Source organism: Tianxiuia mixotrophica (genome assembly GCF_050596425.1).
Lineage (GTDB): Bacteria > Bacillota > Clostridia > Peptostreptococcales > Acidaminobacteraceae.
On the sequence record NZ_CP192292.1, the window covers coordinates 4,829,046 to 4,843,605 of the forward strand.

12 protein-coding genes are annotated in these 14,560 nt (G+C 38.7%); 6 read left to right on the plus strand and 6 right to left on the minus strand.

Annotated features, from left to right (window positions below):
- Positions 1 to 7 precede the first annotated feature (7 nt).
- Positions 8 to 1,582 carry a metallophosphoesterase family protein gene (locus ACQ4KW_RS21255; protein ID WP_430884442.1) on the minus strand — a complete coding sequence of 525 codons (1,575 nt, stop codon included), beginning with the start codon at positions 1,580 to 1,582 and terminating at the stop codon, positions 8 to 10.
- 294 nt (positions 1,583 to 1,876) lie between these two features.
- Positions 1,877 to 2,356 carry a 23S rRNA (pseudouridine(1915)-N(3))-methyltransferase RlmH gene (rlmH, locus tag ACQ4KW_RS21260; RefSeq protein WP_430884443.1) on the minus strand — a complete coding sequence of 160 codons (480 nt, stop codon included), beginning with the start codon at positions 2,354 to 2,356 and terminating at the stop codon, positions 1,877 to 1,879.
- Between the two features lie 1,277 nt (positions 2,357 to 3,633).
- Between rlmH and abc-f the strand changes: the two genes are divergently transcribed.
- Positions 3,634 to 5,571, plus strand: coding sequence for a ribosomal protection-like ABC-F family protein (gene abc-f / locus ACQ4KW_RS21265; protein ID WP_430884444.1), 1,938 nt, complete (start codon positions 3,634 to 3,636; stop codon positions 5,569 to 5,571).
- Positions 5,572 to 5,812: 241 nt separating this feature from the next.
- Here the strand turns inward: abc-f and ACQ4KW_RS21270 are convergent, their stop codons facing one another.
- Entirely contained in the window at positions 5,813 to 7,129 is a 1,317-nt protein-coding gene (locus ACQ4KW_RS21270; protein WP_430884445.1) for a hypothetical protein, read from the minus strand.
- 246 nt (positions 7,130 to 7,375) lie between these two features.
- On the opposite strand from ACQ4KW_RS21270, the gene ACQ4KW_RS21275 reads away from it, so the two are divergent.
- On the plus strand, positions 7,376 to 7,561 hold the full coding sequence (locus ACQ4KW_RS21275; RefSeq protein ID WP_430884446.1) for a hypothetical protein: 186 nt from the start codon (positions 7,376 to 7,378) through the stop codon (positions 7,559 to 7,561).
- Positions 7,562 to 7,882: 321 nt separating this feature from the next.
- Here ACQ4KW_RS21275 and ACQ4KW_RS21280 read toward each other — a convergent pair whose 3' ends face one another.
- A complete protein-coding gene (locus ACQ4KW_RS21280) occupies positions 7,883 to 8,521 on the minus strand; it encodes a cyclase family protein (protein ID WP_430884447.1) in 639 nt (212 codons plus the stop codon).
- Between the two features lie 209 nt (positions 8,522 to 8,730).
- Between ACQ4KW_RS21280 and ACQ4KW_RS21285 the strand changes: the two genes are divergently transcribed.
- Positions 8,731 to 8,976 carry a hypothetical protein gene (locus tag ACQ4KW_RS21285; protein WP_430884448.1) on the plus strand — a complete coding sequence of 82 codons (246 nt, stop codon included), beginning with the start codon at positions 8,731 to 8,733 and terminating at the stop codon, positions 8,974 to 8,976.
- A gap of 129 nt (positions 8,977 to 9,105) precedes the next feature.
- Here the strand turns inward: ACQ4KW_RS21285 and ACQ4KW_RS21290 are convergent, their stop codons facing one another.
- On the minus strand, positions 9,106 to 10,218 hold the full coding sequence (locus ACQ4KW_RS21290) for a GGDEF domain-containing protein (protein ID WP_430884449.1): 1,113 nt from the start codon (positions 10,216 to 10,218) through the stop codon (positions 9,106 to 9,108).
- A 334-nt stretch (positions 10,219 to 10,552) separates the two neighbouring features.
- Between ACQ4KW_RS21290 and ACQ4KW_RS21295 the strand changes: the two genes are divergently transcribed.
- From ACQ4KW_RS21295 to ACQ4KW_RS21305, 3 genes are all read left to right on the plus strand, one after another.
- Entirely contained in the window at positions 10,553 to 11,083 is a 531-nt protein-coding gene (locus ACQ4KW_RS21295) for a DUF4342 domain-containing protein (protein ID WP_430884450.1), read from the plus strand.
- A gap of 159 nt (positions 11,084 to 11,242) precedes the next feature.
- Positions 11,243 to 11,977, plus strand: a complete 735-nt coding sequence (locus tag ACQ4KW_RS21300; RefSeq protein WP_430884451.1) for a response regulator transcription factor — start codon at positions 11,243 to 11,245, stop codon at positions 11,975 to 11,977.
- Entirely contained in the window at positions 11,970 to 13,640 is a 1,671-nt protein-coding gene (locus tag ACQ4KW_RS21305) for an ATP-binding protein (protein WP_430884452.1), read from the plus strand. The genes ACQ4KW_RS21300 and ACQ4KW_RS21305 overlap by 8 nt, the downstream gene beginning before the upstream one ends.
- A gap of 45 nt (positions 13,641 to 13,685) precedes the next feature.
- On the opposite strand, the gene ACQ4KW_RS21310 is transcribed toward ACQ4KW_RS21305, so the two are convergent.
- Positions 13,686 to 14,498 (minus strand): MBL fold metallo-hydrolase, encoded by an 813-nt coding sequence (locus ACQ4KW_RS21310; protein ID WP_430884453.1) that lies wholly within the window; start codon positions 14,496 to 14,498, stop codon positions 13,686 to 13,688.
- Positions 14,499 to 14,560: the final 62 nt, after the last annotated feature.

Consider the following 14,560-nt stretch of genomic DNA (forward strand, 5'->3'; position numbering starts at 1 on the left):
AGCCTCCTTAATAATCAATTGAAATTCTATGCTTACCATTTGGCGTATCAGTTTTATTTACCTCAATGAATTCTACAATTAATTTGTCCTGTTCAAACTCTAAGATTGCAAAATTATTTTTGCTACTAGCATCTTTAACAGAAGCTTCATTACCTGTTCTCCCCATTCCAACAATTGATACTTCTTTATAATCCACATTATCAAGAGTTTCAGATCGACCAATTTTTGTATGGAAAAATTGATGAGTATGACCATGTAGAACTAAGTTAATATCATTCTTAAGGAGCCATCTAATGAACTGCTCAGAATCAATCAGTACATTAACGCCTTCTTCAATTGTGTGTTCAAGGTTATAATCGACAGGGATAAGATTATAATGTAATACAGCTATTCTAAATGGCTTCAGCTTCTCTTTGTTAGTCCACCCCATCCTATTTTCAACCAGTTGAAGTTGCTCAGAAGATATATAACCACTTCTAAATTGACCGTCAAATTGTTGCAATACATGTGAATTTAATGCAACAACTTCAACAGGAATCGTGTTCTGTACTAAATACCTTCTCCCTAGAGCAAAAAACTTATTCGGTTCCTTACCAAAAACTTCTTCATAAAAAGCTCTATAATTCTCTGTGTTTTCAGGATCTACTTCTCTTCGTTCAAACTGTTCTAACTTTCCATCCTCTCCTTTAGGAATAAATTTAAAATCATGATTCCCAGGACAGAATGCAAAGTGTTCATATTTCAAACTATTTTTTACTTTTATACGATCAATAAACTTTCTTGATGCATCAAATTCTTCTGGGGCAGCTTTTGTTGTAAAATCACCTGATATTAAGACAGAGCCTATTGGCTTATTATTTCCATCAACATACTTGTCCAAAGCATCACTAAAATCTACAGAAGATAGATCATTGCTTTTTACTTGCTCATCCGCTGTAGAATTAAAGTGTAAATCTGAAAGCCACAAAAATCGACTATTCTCTGCATCTATTGTATGTGGTATAAAATCTTCAGACTTGGAACTGTATGGAGTATACAGAACAATCTCAGTTTTCGAATCAGACTCGATACTTTTCCTTACAAACCATATAGTTCTCTCTTGGTAGCGTAATTCATCTACTGATATGACCACTTTGCTATCAAATGGTTCATAGTGACTAATCTCTTCCTTGTAGAATTCTTTTACTTCTATATATGAATACTTGCCTAACACCTCTGATGGATCAATTTCTTCAATGCTGCTAAACTTAAACCAAGCCATATAACCTGTATCGGAATAATACTCAGGAGTACATTTTTCGTTAGGTGAATTTACAGGGTCTTTTCCTTGAGATGATATTATTTGCTGACAGTTTGCCTTATACATTTCTAATGAACCAGCATCAAACAAGAATACTTCGAAGTCTTCCCCTTTAGAATTTAATTCTATGAAAGTATTTGCTGGAATCTTCTCAAATGATTTATTCCACCATCCCCACCAAACAAATCCGTTATCTTTGATTTTTCTTTTGTGGAGCTTAATTGTGTCGCCACTTGATGTACTCAGATCTCTAAATCTTAGTATTAAAGTCTCAACTGCCATTCTATATCATCCCTTCATTCAGCTCAATGTTATCTATGGTTCCTACTTTTTCTATCTAAGCAGTTTCCAGAACATACGTTCTTTTACATTCTATCAATTCTCAATTCAAAACTAAAGACTTTCCACAATATTATATCAATAATTATTGATCCAGTCTCACAATAAAACAACATTCAGTTTTGACAAGTTCTTACTTCTTTACACATATACTTGTATTTATTACAAAGCTAATAAAAATCACTTCATTTGATATGGTTTGCACAATCTTAATTTCTCGTTAGCAAAAAACCGCAGTCACTTATGGTAAGGTTCACCCCGAACAATTCGAAACGCCCGATAAACCTGCTCAAGCAAAACAACCTTCATAAGCTGGTGGGGGAATGTCATCCTTGAGAAAGACAGCTTATAATTGGCCCGCTTTAGAACCTTGTCTGAAAGACCAAGGGACCCACCAATCACAAAGACAATGTGGCTCTTGCCACTCACGCCGAGCTTTTCAATATGTTCTGAAAGACCTTCACTGGTCATTTGCTTGCCTTCAATGGCGAGGGCAATCACATAGGCCTGGTCATTGATCTTGCTTAGAATTCGTTCGCCTTCCTTGTCTTTGACCTGAACCATTTCCTTTTCGCTCAGGTTCTCAGGCGCCTTTTCATCGGGCACTTCTACTTGTTCTAGTTTGCAGTACTTGGTCAGCCTTTTAGCATACTCGTTAATGGCTCCAGTAAAGTACTTTTCTTTTATCTTCCCAACAGAAATCACTGTAATTTTCATATTGATCCTCTTTCCTTTGTCACTTATACCCTTATTATATGAAGGCTTTTCGAAATGTCAATTGAGCCACAAAAAACAAAAAGACTATGAAAATGCCTTATCAGCCCTTTCATAGTCTTAGATTGTTTGCAAAATCCTTAAAGTTTTCTTTGGATTGAGTCTTGTATAGAACTTTGCCGAGTTATTAAATGAGGAGTTTAACAACTTACGAATCTAGTAAATTTTCATGGGGACCAGCCCGCTTGTCCATTCTCTAAAATGAATAAGTACTTACGAAGCGGTGCCACCACTTCCACTGTAGCAAAATTATCAGGCATGGAACAATCGAATTACTTAATACAGAATTTGTTTGTATTGAACCTTCTTATAACCCTTTAAAGAACACCTCTTGATTCAACACAAATAAAATGCCTCTCTTTTGCCTGGTGTCCGAACCCCGTGAAGAAACGTTAAGTATCTATTGACGTTAAATAATGTTTAATGATATGATACTAAAGTAAACAATAACTAAGTAGACTGCCACGAGGTGTAGAAAAATGGTTAGAATCCACCAAAACACACCAGCTGCTGGCTGTCCAGCTATGAGCTTCGTTTGTTAGAAAAACGAAAATCGGTGAGCTTAATTCGGAGCTTATAGTTGGTAGTAGCCGAGCTGAAATACAATTTTTAAAGATTTCACGTATTTTCAGCAGGCGATTGAAGACATGCTTCATCGTCTATTTGTCATGTTCAAATTCGGCCACATTCAGCATTGTCTATTTGGTTATACAAAGACAAGTACAAATTTCACACTTTGATCTGCATTAAATAGAATTTATTCAGTCTTACTTGAAAAAGAATCACTTTGTGCAAAAGAACTGATTTTGTTCATTCGTGACTGTTTTTCTGATTGGTCTACTGTATGGTCTATTGAATGGTCTATTGAAAGGTCTTTTGCATGAAATATTTACCTATGCCAAGGCCAGCTTAAAAGTGAAATTCCCTGTCTTTTTATAAATATAAGAGTAGGCTCCGTGACTTTATTCGTCGCGGAGTTTTTTATGTCCATAAATCAGCCTTAGGGCAAAATATCCACCTGTTCAAAATCAGTAGCAGTGTTCAAAGATAGAACTTGCTTTTCAAGTATGAATATCTAAAAGCATACAGCGTCTCATCAGATTTTGAAACACCATGCTCTCACACTTTTTAAACATGGATAAAGTATATATAAATAGACCGCTCCGCATTAAGTTCTTAAGTCATCCACTTTGAAGAGAACATAATCGGAGGAAAAAAATATGAGTTTACTACATTTTCACAAAATTGAAAAGGAATTTGGAAATCGAACAGTTTTAAACGGTATCGATTTAAGCATTGAAAGAAGAGAACGGGTCGCCCTTATTGGTGACAACGGCACAGGAAAAAGCACCCTCCTGCGTATCGCTATGGGAGTAGAAACCGCAGATTTAGGGCGGGTTATTACCGCTAAGGGCATCAAGATTGGTTACTTATCTCAGGATTCAGACGAGCTCACAAGTGGCAGACAAAATGCCCTCTATATTGATGCCCATCAAAAGCTTGAACAGCGCATCAAGAAGCTAGAGGCGGAAATGGCCCACCCAGACACCCTGGCCTCACCCAAAATCTTTGACCATGTCATGCGGATGTATGAAAGAGCCATTCATGAATATGAAGCCATGGATGGATACACTCTAGAAAGCACCATCAAGAAGACATTACTGGGACTTGGCCTGTCTCCTGACGCTCTATCAAGGCCCCTAGAAAGCCTCAGTGGGGGTGAGCGCATGCGGGTGGCCCTGGCTCGAGTTCTTATTGAAGATCCGGACCTCCTTATACTTGACGAGCCCACAAACCACCTAGACCTGCCTGGAATCGAATGGCTTGAAGACTTTCTTATGCGGTTTAGTGGTGGCGTTCTTCTAGTCTCCCACGACAGGTACTTTCTTGATAAGGTCACCACGCGAACCGCTGAACTAGATGGAGGAAAACTCCTTATTAAAAGCTGTAATTACAGCACCTTTATGACTCAAAAAGAAAATATTCGGGCCTATTATCTTAAAGAAGGCAAGAATATGAAAATACGCCTTCGTGATAAAAAAGCCCAGGTGGAAAACCTCCTGAGCAACAATAAAATCAAGCAGGCCAAGAGTCGAATGCGCGAAATTGAAAAGATGGAAGAAGACCTAAAGAAACATTCCAGCCACTTAAAAAACAAGGAACACCTTGGACGCAAAAGTGGACCCCAGTTAAAAATAAGGGCGCATGGCCATATTAGTAAGGAAATTGCTTGGGGAAAAAACGTCACAAAGGCTTTCAAAACAAGAACCCTATTCCAGAATATTTCTTTCCACATTGCTGGGGGAGAAAGGGTCGGTATTATTGGTCCAAATGGTTGTGGCAAGTCCACCTTGTTAAAAATGCTCATGGGCGAAGACAAGAGTTTCACGGGTGAACTCAAGCTGGGTTCATGGTTAAACTACTGCTATTTAGGGCAAAGCGTCGCCTTTGAAGATGAAGACTTGTCTGTTTTAGATGAAATTATGATGGTCAGCGGAATGGAAGAGGCCGACTCTAGACAGCACCTCTCTAAATTTCAGTTTTATGGAGATGCTGTCGATACACCACTTTCTAGTTTAAGTGGTGGGGAACGTGTCCGGGTTTATCTTGCAGAAATCATGCTCAAGTCCCCCCATCTACTCATTTTAGATGAGCCGACAAACCACCTTGATCTTGCATCAAGGGAGGCTATAGAAAGAGCTGTCCATGACTTTAGAGGCACTGTTATCGCAGTCTCACATGATCGCTACTACCTCAACAACTGTGTTGACAAAGTCCTAGCCTTTCATAACGGATGTCTTAAAACCATTAAAGGCAATTATGACACTTACAAAACCTACATTCAAAATATGAATGCAGACATAGAGCCAAATACAGTATCAAACACAAGTCAATCAGCTAAAGAACTTCAAGAAAAAAACAGACACACACAGTCTACCTCTGAAAATATCAGTGAAAAACAAAGCCGAAAACAAGAAGACGTTGAAGCCGATATTATTGCTGATGAAAAAGCCCTAGCAGATCTGTTTAAAGCAATCGAGACCTCGTCAGTTGATACACTCCATACACACCAAGACTTAGATGTTTATAGCAAACTTGCTCAAATTGAGAAGCGACTAAACAAACTCTATACGGAGTATGAACAACTTGAAGCATAAAGGGGCTAAATCCCCTCTAATACAGATGGTAGCACCCCATTAAAAAGTGCCTTCAACAACTCGATATGAGTCACTGAAGGCACTTTATTAATTCCACTTGTTTATTCTTTTGTCTATTTCATTTTACAAGCTGTCTTTCACTTTAAGCTAAGCAGCTTATCTAGTAATTTTTTCGAATCTACGTGTTAAATCCTTTTCAAATACACGATAGATTCTTTAAACGGGTTTTTCAGGGGAATGATTACTTCACTTTGTACTTAATAAGAACGTAGCTTGTCTTTTCACTGTCCACTTCCACTTCATCCCTGTTGAATTCTGGATAGTAAGTTTTTCCATCCTTCTCGAAAGTCAAAGCTTCCACGTCATGTTCAGTGCCTACAGTGATGTCATCAAAGTATTCATGAGATCCCCACTCTATAGTCTCTGTTTCGTCTTCAATAGTAATTTCTGGTGTGAAAAGATCTTCATCAAATTGAGGCTTGAAAACATATACAAGAACACGGCCTGTTTCATCTTCAACTTCAAATCTTTCATAGCTTATGATGACCAGTTCAAAATCATCAGAATCGACTGTTACCTTTTTATTTTCAATTTCAGGCTTGTAGATATATCCATCTTCCTTGTAAGTCTCAGCTTCCACTTCATATGTTTGGCCTACAAGAAGCTCGTCAAAAACTTCTTCCTCGCCCCAGTCAATAGACTTTTCTTCATTTCCAATCGTCACTTCCGGTTCGAAAATATCATCGTCAAAGTCTGGTGTTTCGACTAGAACAAGCACAGCACCAGTTTCTTCTTCACCAAATGTAAGGTCAAGATCAAAATCTGTTGGAAGGTCAATATCATCAATATCCAGTTCTTCTTCCTCGTCCGAATCATCATCGTCATCATCAAGAATATCTAATTCTGCCTTTAGCTCAAATGACACTGACTTTTTCGGTCCTATAATAGATTCGTCTTCTTCTGGTGTAAAAGTGATCTCATCATCATCAAGATCATAATTTGCATCATCTACGTCTTCAATCACTTCGTCATTCTCAAGTTCAAACGTCAAAGACCAGTCTGTTACAGGCACATCTTTTTCATTGTAAAGTGTGATGACAGCTTCATACTCCTCGTCATCAATATCTTTGATTTCAAAATATACCTTTACTTGATCTTCTTCATAAATGCTGTCCATGTCTGGCTCTTCGTCTTTGTCATCATCTCTGTCGTCATCTTTATCGTCGTCCCAGTCATCATCATCGTCATCCCAGTCATCAAACTTGTCAAAGTTTCCATTGCCCTTTCCATCTCTGAAGTTTAAATCGTCGTCACGTTTAAAATCAGGGCCTCTACCTGTTGATGTCCAGTACTCTTCGTTTCCGGGATAGATGTCAGGTGACGAAACATGATCCTCAGTCGCCTTGAAAAACTCTCCTCTAAACTTTACAATATCACCTTCATCGTACTCGTGGTTTAAAAACCACTTTGGACCCGGATCGGCAAAACTGCCCATTGCCATACTCAGTGTCAATATACTTACCAAACCTAAGCTCATAATTTTTTTAAAAATTTTCAATTCATCTTCCTCCTTTTATATTAGCGGTTTCCCGCCCTTTTGCTCTGTTCATTAATAGCTTACGAATGTTAGTGGGGAAAAAGTGGGGTAAAAAAGACTTTGTAATATTCTTGTAATATTACAAACACAAATATAAAAAATCTCTTTCATTTTACGTCAAGATGTGATTTTTACAGTTTTGGGGGTATGTTCATAATAAGTTTAATATCTCACAATTTCTTATAGATGATAGAGGAGTGAATGTTCATGAATAAAAAAGCACCTGTATGCCCAAACTGCAGCAGTGTTATGACATTCTTCGGTGAAGGCAGCTATGGAAGATGCACCAATGACAAATGCCGTTTCGAAATGAAAATGGATGGATGCGACACAGAGCCTTGCGACGAGTACAATTTAGAACATCAAGACATTGAAAAGGATCCAGAATCATAAGGAAAAACATACAAATTAGATGACTTATAATCATATAATCCACTTAATGACTGTACACCAAATACATGATTTAAGTGGATTTCTTTGTCTATAAAAGCCTTAGATGAAAACCTTAGATGAGAACCTTAATTAAATATAAGACTTAACTTAAACGAAAGCCTTTTAGGACGTTCTAGAATAGTCCCCCATTTATAAGAAGAGGCTGATTCTAAAGAATCAACCTCATTTTTATTAAGTAAAGACGCCTGAATTAATAATCTCTCAGTCTCTTAAATGCTCATGGGGGCTAGAAAGTTTTATGCTTTCCAGCGTAAATATGATTTAGTCGTTTAACATAGCCACCACACGCGCTGGTGCGCCATCGGCATTCTCAATCTTCATTGGAAGGCAGGCCACGTCAAAGGCATATTCCGGCAATTGATCTAGGTTCGTTAAATTCTCAATAATGATCATTTCACACCTAAGAAGTATTTTATGAACTGGAAAGTCCGTAGAATCTATACCATCAATAGACAAGGTATCAATGCCAATCCCCCTGACCCTTTGTTCACAGAGCCAGTTGGCTGCTTTTTTTGTAAGTGCTGGGTAGTTCTGCCCGTACTCTGGTGTGCCCCAGCGTTTGCTCCATCCCGTTTTGAAGAAGACAAACTTCACATCTCTCAGCCAAGGTCCAAATGGCAATACGTCTTCAAAGCCTATTCTTTCCGTTAAATGGGTAACATCAATAACAAGGGCCTTGCCTATAAAGTCCGAGGGACTGTACTGGTCTAGAGTGCGACCGTTTTCTATCATATGTGACGGCGCATCCATATGGGTACCCATATGGCTGTCCAAAGTCAAAGATTTTAAAGCCACCCCGTCTTCTTTCACACTGGATATGTCTTTTATAAGAGGTGCCTCGCCACCAGGGTATATAGAAATTGATTCATTAAACACTTGAGTTAAATCCACAATACGCATAGAAAGCCTCCTTTTCTAATCTATCGGCCCACTTCTTACTGGACTCATCTTCTCTCTATTATATATCCCAAATGGCCTTGTCTTTAGCATAATTCGGACATTATTTTTACTTGTATTTCTCCATGAATATGGTATAATTCTGAGAAATGTATAATAACCCACCTGGTATTAAGGCTGTCCTGTGAGACAGAAATAGAGGAGGAACTCAAATGAATAATGGTTTATTAATTCTTGAAGATGGTCGTGTGCTTTCTGGTAAAACAAACCTAACTTGCAATGCTTTTGGAAAAGTCTGTGTCAGTGGAAATTGTGCCGTGTTAACTGACCGCTTAGACAAAAATGAATTTGCACTTGACCAGGCTCAAGACATCAGCGATTCTTTAATTGGTAAAATTGTGGTTGATACACTACCCGTTGACTACCATATGTACGATGTAAAAAATGCCATCTTTTAAAAATCATCAACCACCCAGTATTAATACTTATAAATACATGCAAAAGCGCCAATCAATGGATTGGCGCTTTTTTTATGTTCATATTCAGTGTATATAAATCTTATAATACAAATCCTCCATTTCTCTTTCCTAGGAGACTGAAATGGAATTTTTTTCTTCAAAACGCTTCTTGTCCCTCTTGCCTTGATTTGCAATTTGCCCCTTGCCATTTTGCTTGACCCAGTACATAATTTCATCTGCTGATGTTAGGGCTGCATCAATATCTGCATATTTCTCAAGCTTTGCAATACCACCACTTATGGTTATTGGATTGTCTATATCAAGATCAAGTGCCTTAACCTTATTTTGAATGCTTTGGGTAATTTCTAGCGCATCGATTTCCAAGCAAGCTTCAAGAATAATAACAAATTCATCGCCACCATATCGCCCCACCTGTCCCCTTTGACTCACGGACTCTTTAATCGTCTTACTGACTGTTTTTATAACATCATCCCCGACCAAGTGACCATAATCATCATTGATTCTCTTAAAGTTATCAATATCAATCATTATAATAACGGCTTCCTGACCACTCTTCACTATCATTTCAAGCCTTTCAAAAATATATCTTCTATTGTATAGACCTGTCAATTCATCCGTTTTTGTAATAATCTCTAGAGTCCTATTCTTTTCTGCCAAAAGCTCACTATAAACTTTCATCTGCTTTCTTTCATTCCTATAAGCCTGTGCAAAAACAGTGGACATATATATAACCGTCAGGAATATAATAGGGGTTTGAATGTATAAATCCATTAGAAAAACCTCGTTTGGCAAAGGCGTGACAAACAAGGGGTCATGGTACTGAAAATAGACTAGGAATAAAAAAACTGCCAATTCAAGAAAAGCAAATATAAACCGTAACTTGCCCTTTAATAAAAACCCAATTGACATAGCTACAAGGAGTACGTAACCAAGCGTCAGGTAGTTATAACCGCCCGTTGTCTTCCAACCACTGGGAATAAAGAGAAATATAATAAATAAGTACAAGGTCGACAAAAACCAAGGTCTTAAAGATTCATCATCTGTGAAATTAAGACCGGCCAGGGATAAGGGCATTAGAATAAGCCACTTGATATTTGTGATAAAACTCAAACCAACAATTATATTCCCAATAATGTTTACAAGAGCCACCACAAAACAAAACTGCATCATGCGTTTAAAAAACAGTGCCTCTACTTCTGGCTTTTGAACGCTATTGCTCACGCTCTCACCCCCCATATTCGTTTTTCTATTATAATTTTCACTTTAATTTCTATTTTTCTACGAAATGTACAATTGCTTGGCATTATAAAACATACCCACTTAAGTGTACTTTTACTTTACCATACTTCTCATGAAACTTTAATCTCATACTTAGTGAATATTAAGTCCAAAGTCGTATTATACAAGTAGATCAAGATAACAAGTCAAACAACAAGACGCTTAGACAGCAAGTTCACTGTTTGCCAATAGAGCAACCTGAAAACGTCACCTATCATTTTACAAGTGTCTTATAAAAATGACCCAGTGATAAATAAGATTATGGAGGAGGTCCATTATGAGTATTAGTCTAGAAAAAATCGATTTATTAAAGGAAAGAGCCAATGTCGGGTATAAAGAAGCCAAAGAGGCATTAGAACAATGCGATGGCGACCTTGTAGAAGCACTTATATGGCTTGAAGACAAGGAGAAAATAAAAAAGGACAATGACAGCTACAATCATTCAAGAACTGGACGAGATGGTTCATATAGATCTCGCGCTCAACAAAATGACTATGGTAAAAAAATAGAAGATGGTGTTAAAAAGGTCCACAGCATGCGTTTTAAAATATACAAAGACGATGATACCCTCTTAAACTTACCGGCCACAGTGGCCCTTGTCGTTGGTGTCTTCACCCTGCCAATGTCCTTAATTGCCCTACTTGCTGCCGTCTTGTTCAGATACCACATTGCCCTTATCAAACCTGATGGTGATTCTGTCATGGATGACCAGAAGGTCAAAGACACCATCCGTGAAGAATTCACTGGTGAAAAACAGCCCGAATCTGAAGAAAACAAGGCACAGGCAAATGAATCACAAGAGTCTTAGTCGGGGCATAATATATGTCATTTCGGCAAACACTGTCCCCCTAAAGACAAAACACATTGTTTGCTAAACTAAATAACTTACATGAGCCCTTTTACGATCTGTTCAATAATTTGTGAACATGGCCTAAAGGGCTTTGTCTCTTCACAAAAAAGAAATATAATGGAAGAAAGACTGCGTATAAAAGGGGATGGTTTCACGGAAGATAAAGTTTTAATTGTCGAAGACGATCTAAAAATTGCAAGATTTGTTGAGCTTGAACTCAAGCATGAAGGCTTCACAGTGGAAAAAGTTCATGACGGGCGCTCCGGTCTTGATAAGGCTCTTGGTGGAGAATACGGTCTGATTATTTTAGACATTATGCTACCAGGCCTTAATGGCATGGAAGTTTGTCGACGCATTCGCAAGGAATCTGAGGTGCCTATCATAATGCTCACTGCCAAGGATGACACCATGGACAAGGTCATGGGGCTTGATCTTGGTGCTGATGACTACATAACCAAGCCTTTTGCCATAGAAGAACTGCTGGCCCGTATAAGAAGAATTTTTAGAAGACCACTTACGGGGGCTGCACCTGCACAAGAACATACGATTTTCTCTTGTGGGCCCATTAAAATTGACATATCGCAACATGCTGTATTCTTTGAGGACAAGTCTGTTGAACTGACTAAAAAAGAATACGACTTACTCCAGTACCTTGTCCAAAATAAGGGCATAGCCCTCTCACGTGATCAAATTTTAGATGAGGTATGGGGCTATGACTATTATGGCGATACCAATGTTGTTGATGTTTATATCCGATACCTAAGAACAAAAATTGACAATGCCTTCGGAATAAAAATGATTCATACCATTCGAGGCGTTGGCTATCTCGTAAAAGAGGAGAATGATGCATAAGGATAAGAAAAAGTATTACAAGTTTGAACACAAAAGGTATAAGGGACCTTATAAAAAGAAACGCCGGTCCCCCAAAATAAATATTAGTCTGGATGATTCCGTCAAGAAATTTGAAAAGAACGCTCAAAAAGCGGCGGATTCTGTTGAAGACCGTGTCAAAGAGGATTTACAACCCTTCTGGCAAGGTTTTTTGTCATGGCTTGAAAACATAAAGAGCTTTGATACCTTTTTATCCCTCTTTCGCTTCAATATCACTTTTAAAATGACACTGGGTTTTGCCCTTTTCATGATACAACTTATTATTATCGTCAACATCGTCATTTTCGGCTCCCTGAAATTTTCATTGTACCAAGGGGCTGTTGATGATCTCAACGAGCGATCAGAAATGATTCTTGAACTGGCCAATAACAACTCCGGCGAAAAAAGCAGCGCCTATTTTTCAGATATACTTGGCCTGCTCGGACTGGATATCACTATTTATGACCAGTATCTTAAACCTGTGGCCAGTTCACTAGACCCTCTTCCAGAATGGGTTCTCGCTGAAGAAAGGGAAGAATTTTCCCCCTTTAGATACCAGTTCCCAGACAAGTTGTACAAGCAGGTTTGGTTTAAGGTGGATGATCAGGATTTGATACTTCTGGCCTCATACTCAATGGATGAAGCCCAGGCCACCCTGGACAGAATCACAATCATTTCCCTCTTTATGAGTTTTATGCTCATACTATGGGCTATACGTTCCTCCTCAAGGATTTCAACAAAGCATTTGGCTCCCCTTGAGACCATGACAAAGAACGTGCAAAATGTCTCTATTAGCAGTCTGGATAAACGCCTCAATGTAAGGGGAACCAAAGATGAGCTTAAGGACCTGGCCATGGTCTTTAATAAAATGATGGATAATATTCAATTGTCATATGAAAGACAACGTCAATTTGTTTCTGATGCTTCCCATGAACTGCGCACGCCGATTGCAGTTATAAAAGGGTATGCCAACATGCTTGACCGCTGGGGTAAGGAAGACCCTGAAATACTCATGGAAAGTATTGATGCCATACAAGGAGAAGCTGACAATATGCAGTCCCTTGTTGAGAGTCTCTTGTTTATTGCACGTAACGACAAGGGCACACTTAAAATGGACATGGACACCTTTGACTTGAGCACCCTTATGCATGAAGTGGTCAAGGAAACCAATCTGATTGACAGCCACCACGAAATCTCGCCAGAAATAGCAGAGTCCCTTCTCTTTTATGGATCCTGCGAGAAACTCAAGCAAGCCTTTCGTGTTTTCATAGACAATGCCATTAAATACACTCCAGATGGCGGCAACATCAAGATTAAACTCCAAACGTCTGAGCGCCATGCCCTAATCGCTATTGAAGACAACGGCATAGGCATATCAGCGGAAGATCTGCCCCATATTTTTGACAGATTCTACAGGGCTGACAAGTCCCGTTCAAGATTGGCTGACAACCCTCAAAAAACCGGTGGCACCGGACTTGGTCTGGCCATTGCCAAGATCATTGTTGAGCAGCATAGGGGAAAAATTCACGTTGATAGCGAACTCAACTCTGGTACAAAGGTTACTATCATACTGCCTAGACGTAAAAAAGAAGCCAAGCTGGAACGCGAGAAAAAAGATGATCTTGAAGAAAATCAATCGCAATAAAAAAGTGTATAAACACCCACATGGGGTGTTTATACACTTTTAAAATTAGTCCAAAATTCTTTTTATCTTATATAGACGACTGACCCTATCCCTGTAGGTCATATCAATATTTAAGTCTATACCGACTTCGATATTATTGTCTTCAACCACCTGACGAACCGTCTCATAAGCCAGTTCGGGAAAATTATTTTCCTTACTCAAGTGACCCAAAAGCACCTGGTTGACACGACCTCGACGGGCAGCTTCTACAACAAGTCCCCCTGCGTATTCATTGGATATATGTCCGTCTTCACCAAGAATTCTTCGCTTTAAATAATAGGGATACTTGCCCATCTTAAGCATTTCTTCATCGTGGTTGGCTTCTATCATGAGAAGGTCACAGTCCCCAATTTCACTTAAAATATCATCACTGGCAATGCCTAAGTCTGTTGCAACACAAACCTTGGCTGTTTCAATGCAAAATGAAAAGCCAACCGGATCCGCAGCATCATGTGAAATAGAAAATGGCTTCACCTCTATATCACCAATCATAAATTTTTCATTGGTCTTAAAAAATACAATGTTGTTATCGTCCACTTCTCCGACACGATGCTTCATAGCCTTCCAAGTGAGCTCGTTAACGTATAGTTTTACACCATAACGTCTCATTAATACACCCACACCCTTAACGTGGTCCGAATGTTCATGGCTAATTAAAATCCCGTGAATAACTTCTGGGTCCACATCGATGTTTTCAAGTGCGTTTCTTATATATTTTCCACTCAAGCCCGCATCTACAAGAAGATGCGTTGTTTCGCTTGATACATATTGGCAATTCCCACTGCTTCCACTAGCCAGCGAGCAAAAATTCATGGACATGTTTAACCTCTTTTCAACGTCTGAAGTTTACCTTACTATTATATAGCCTCAGACCAAATGTG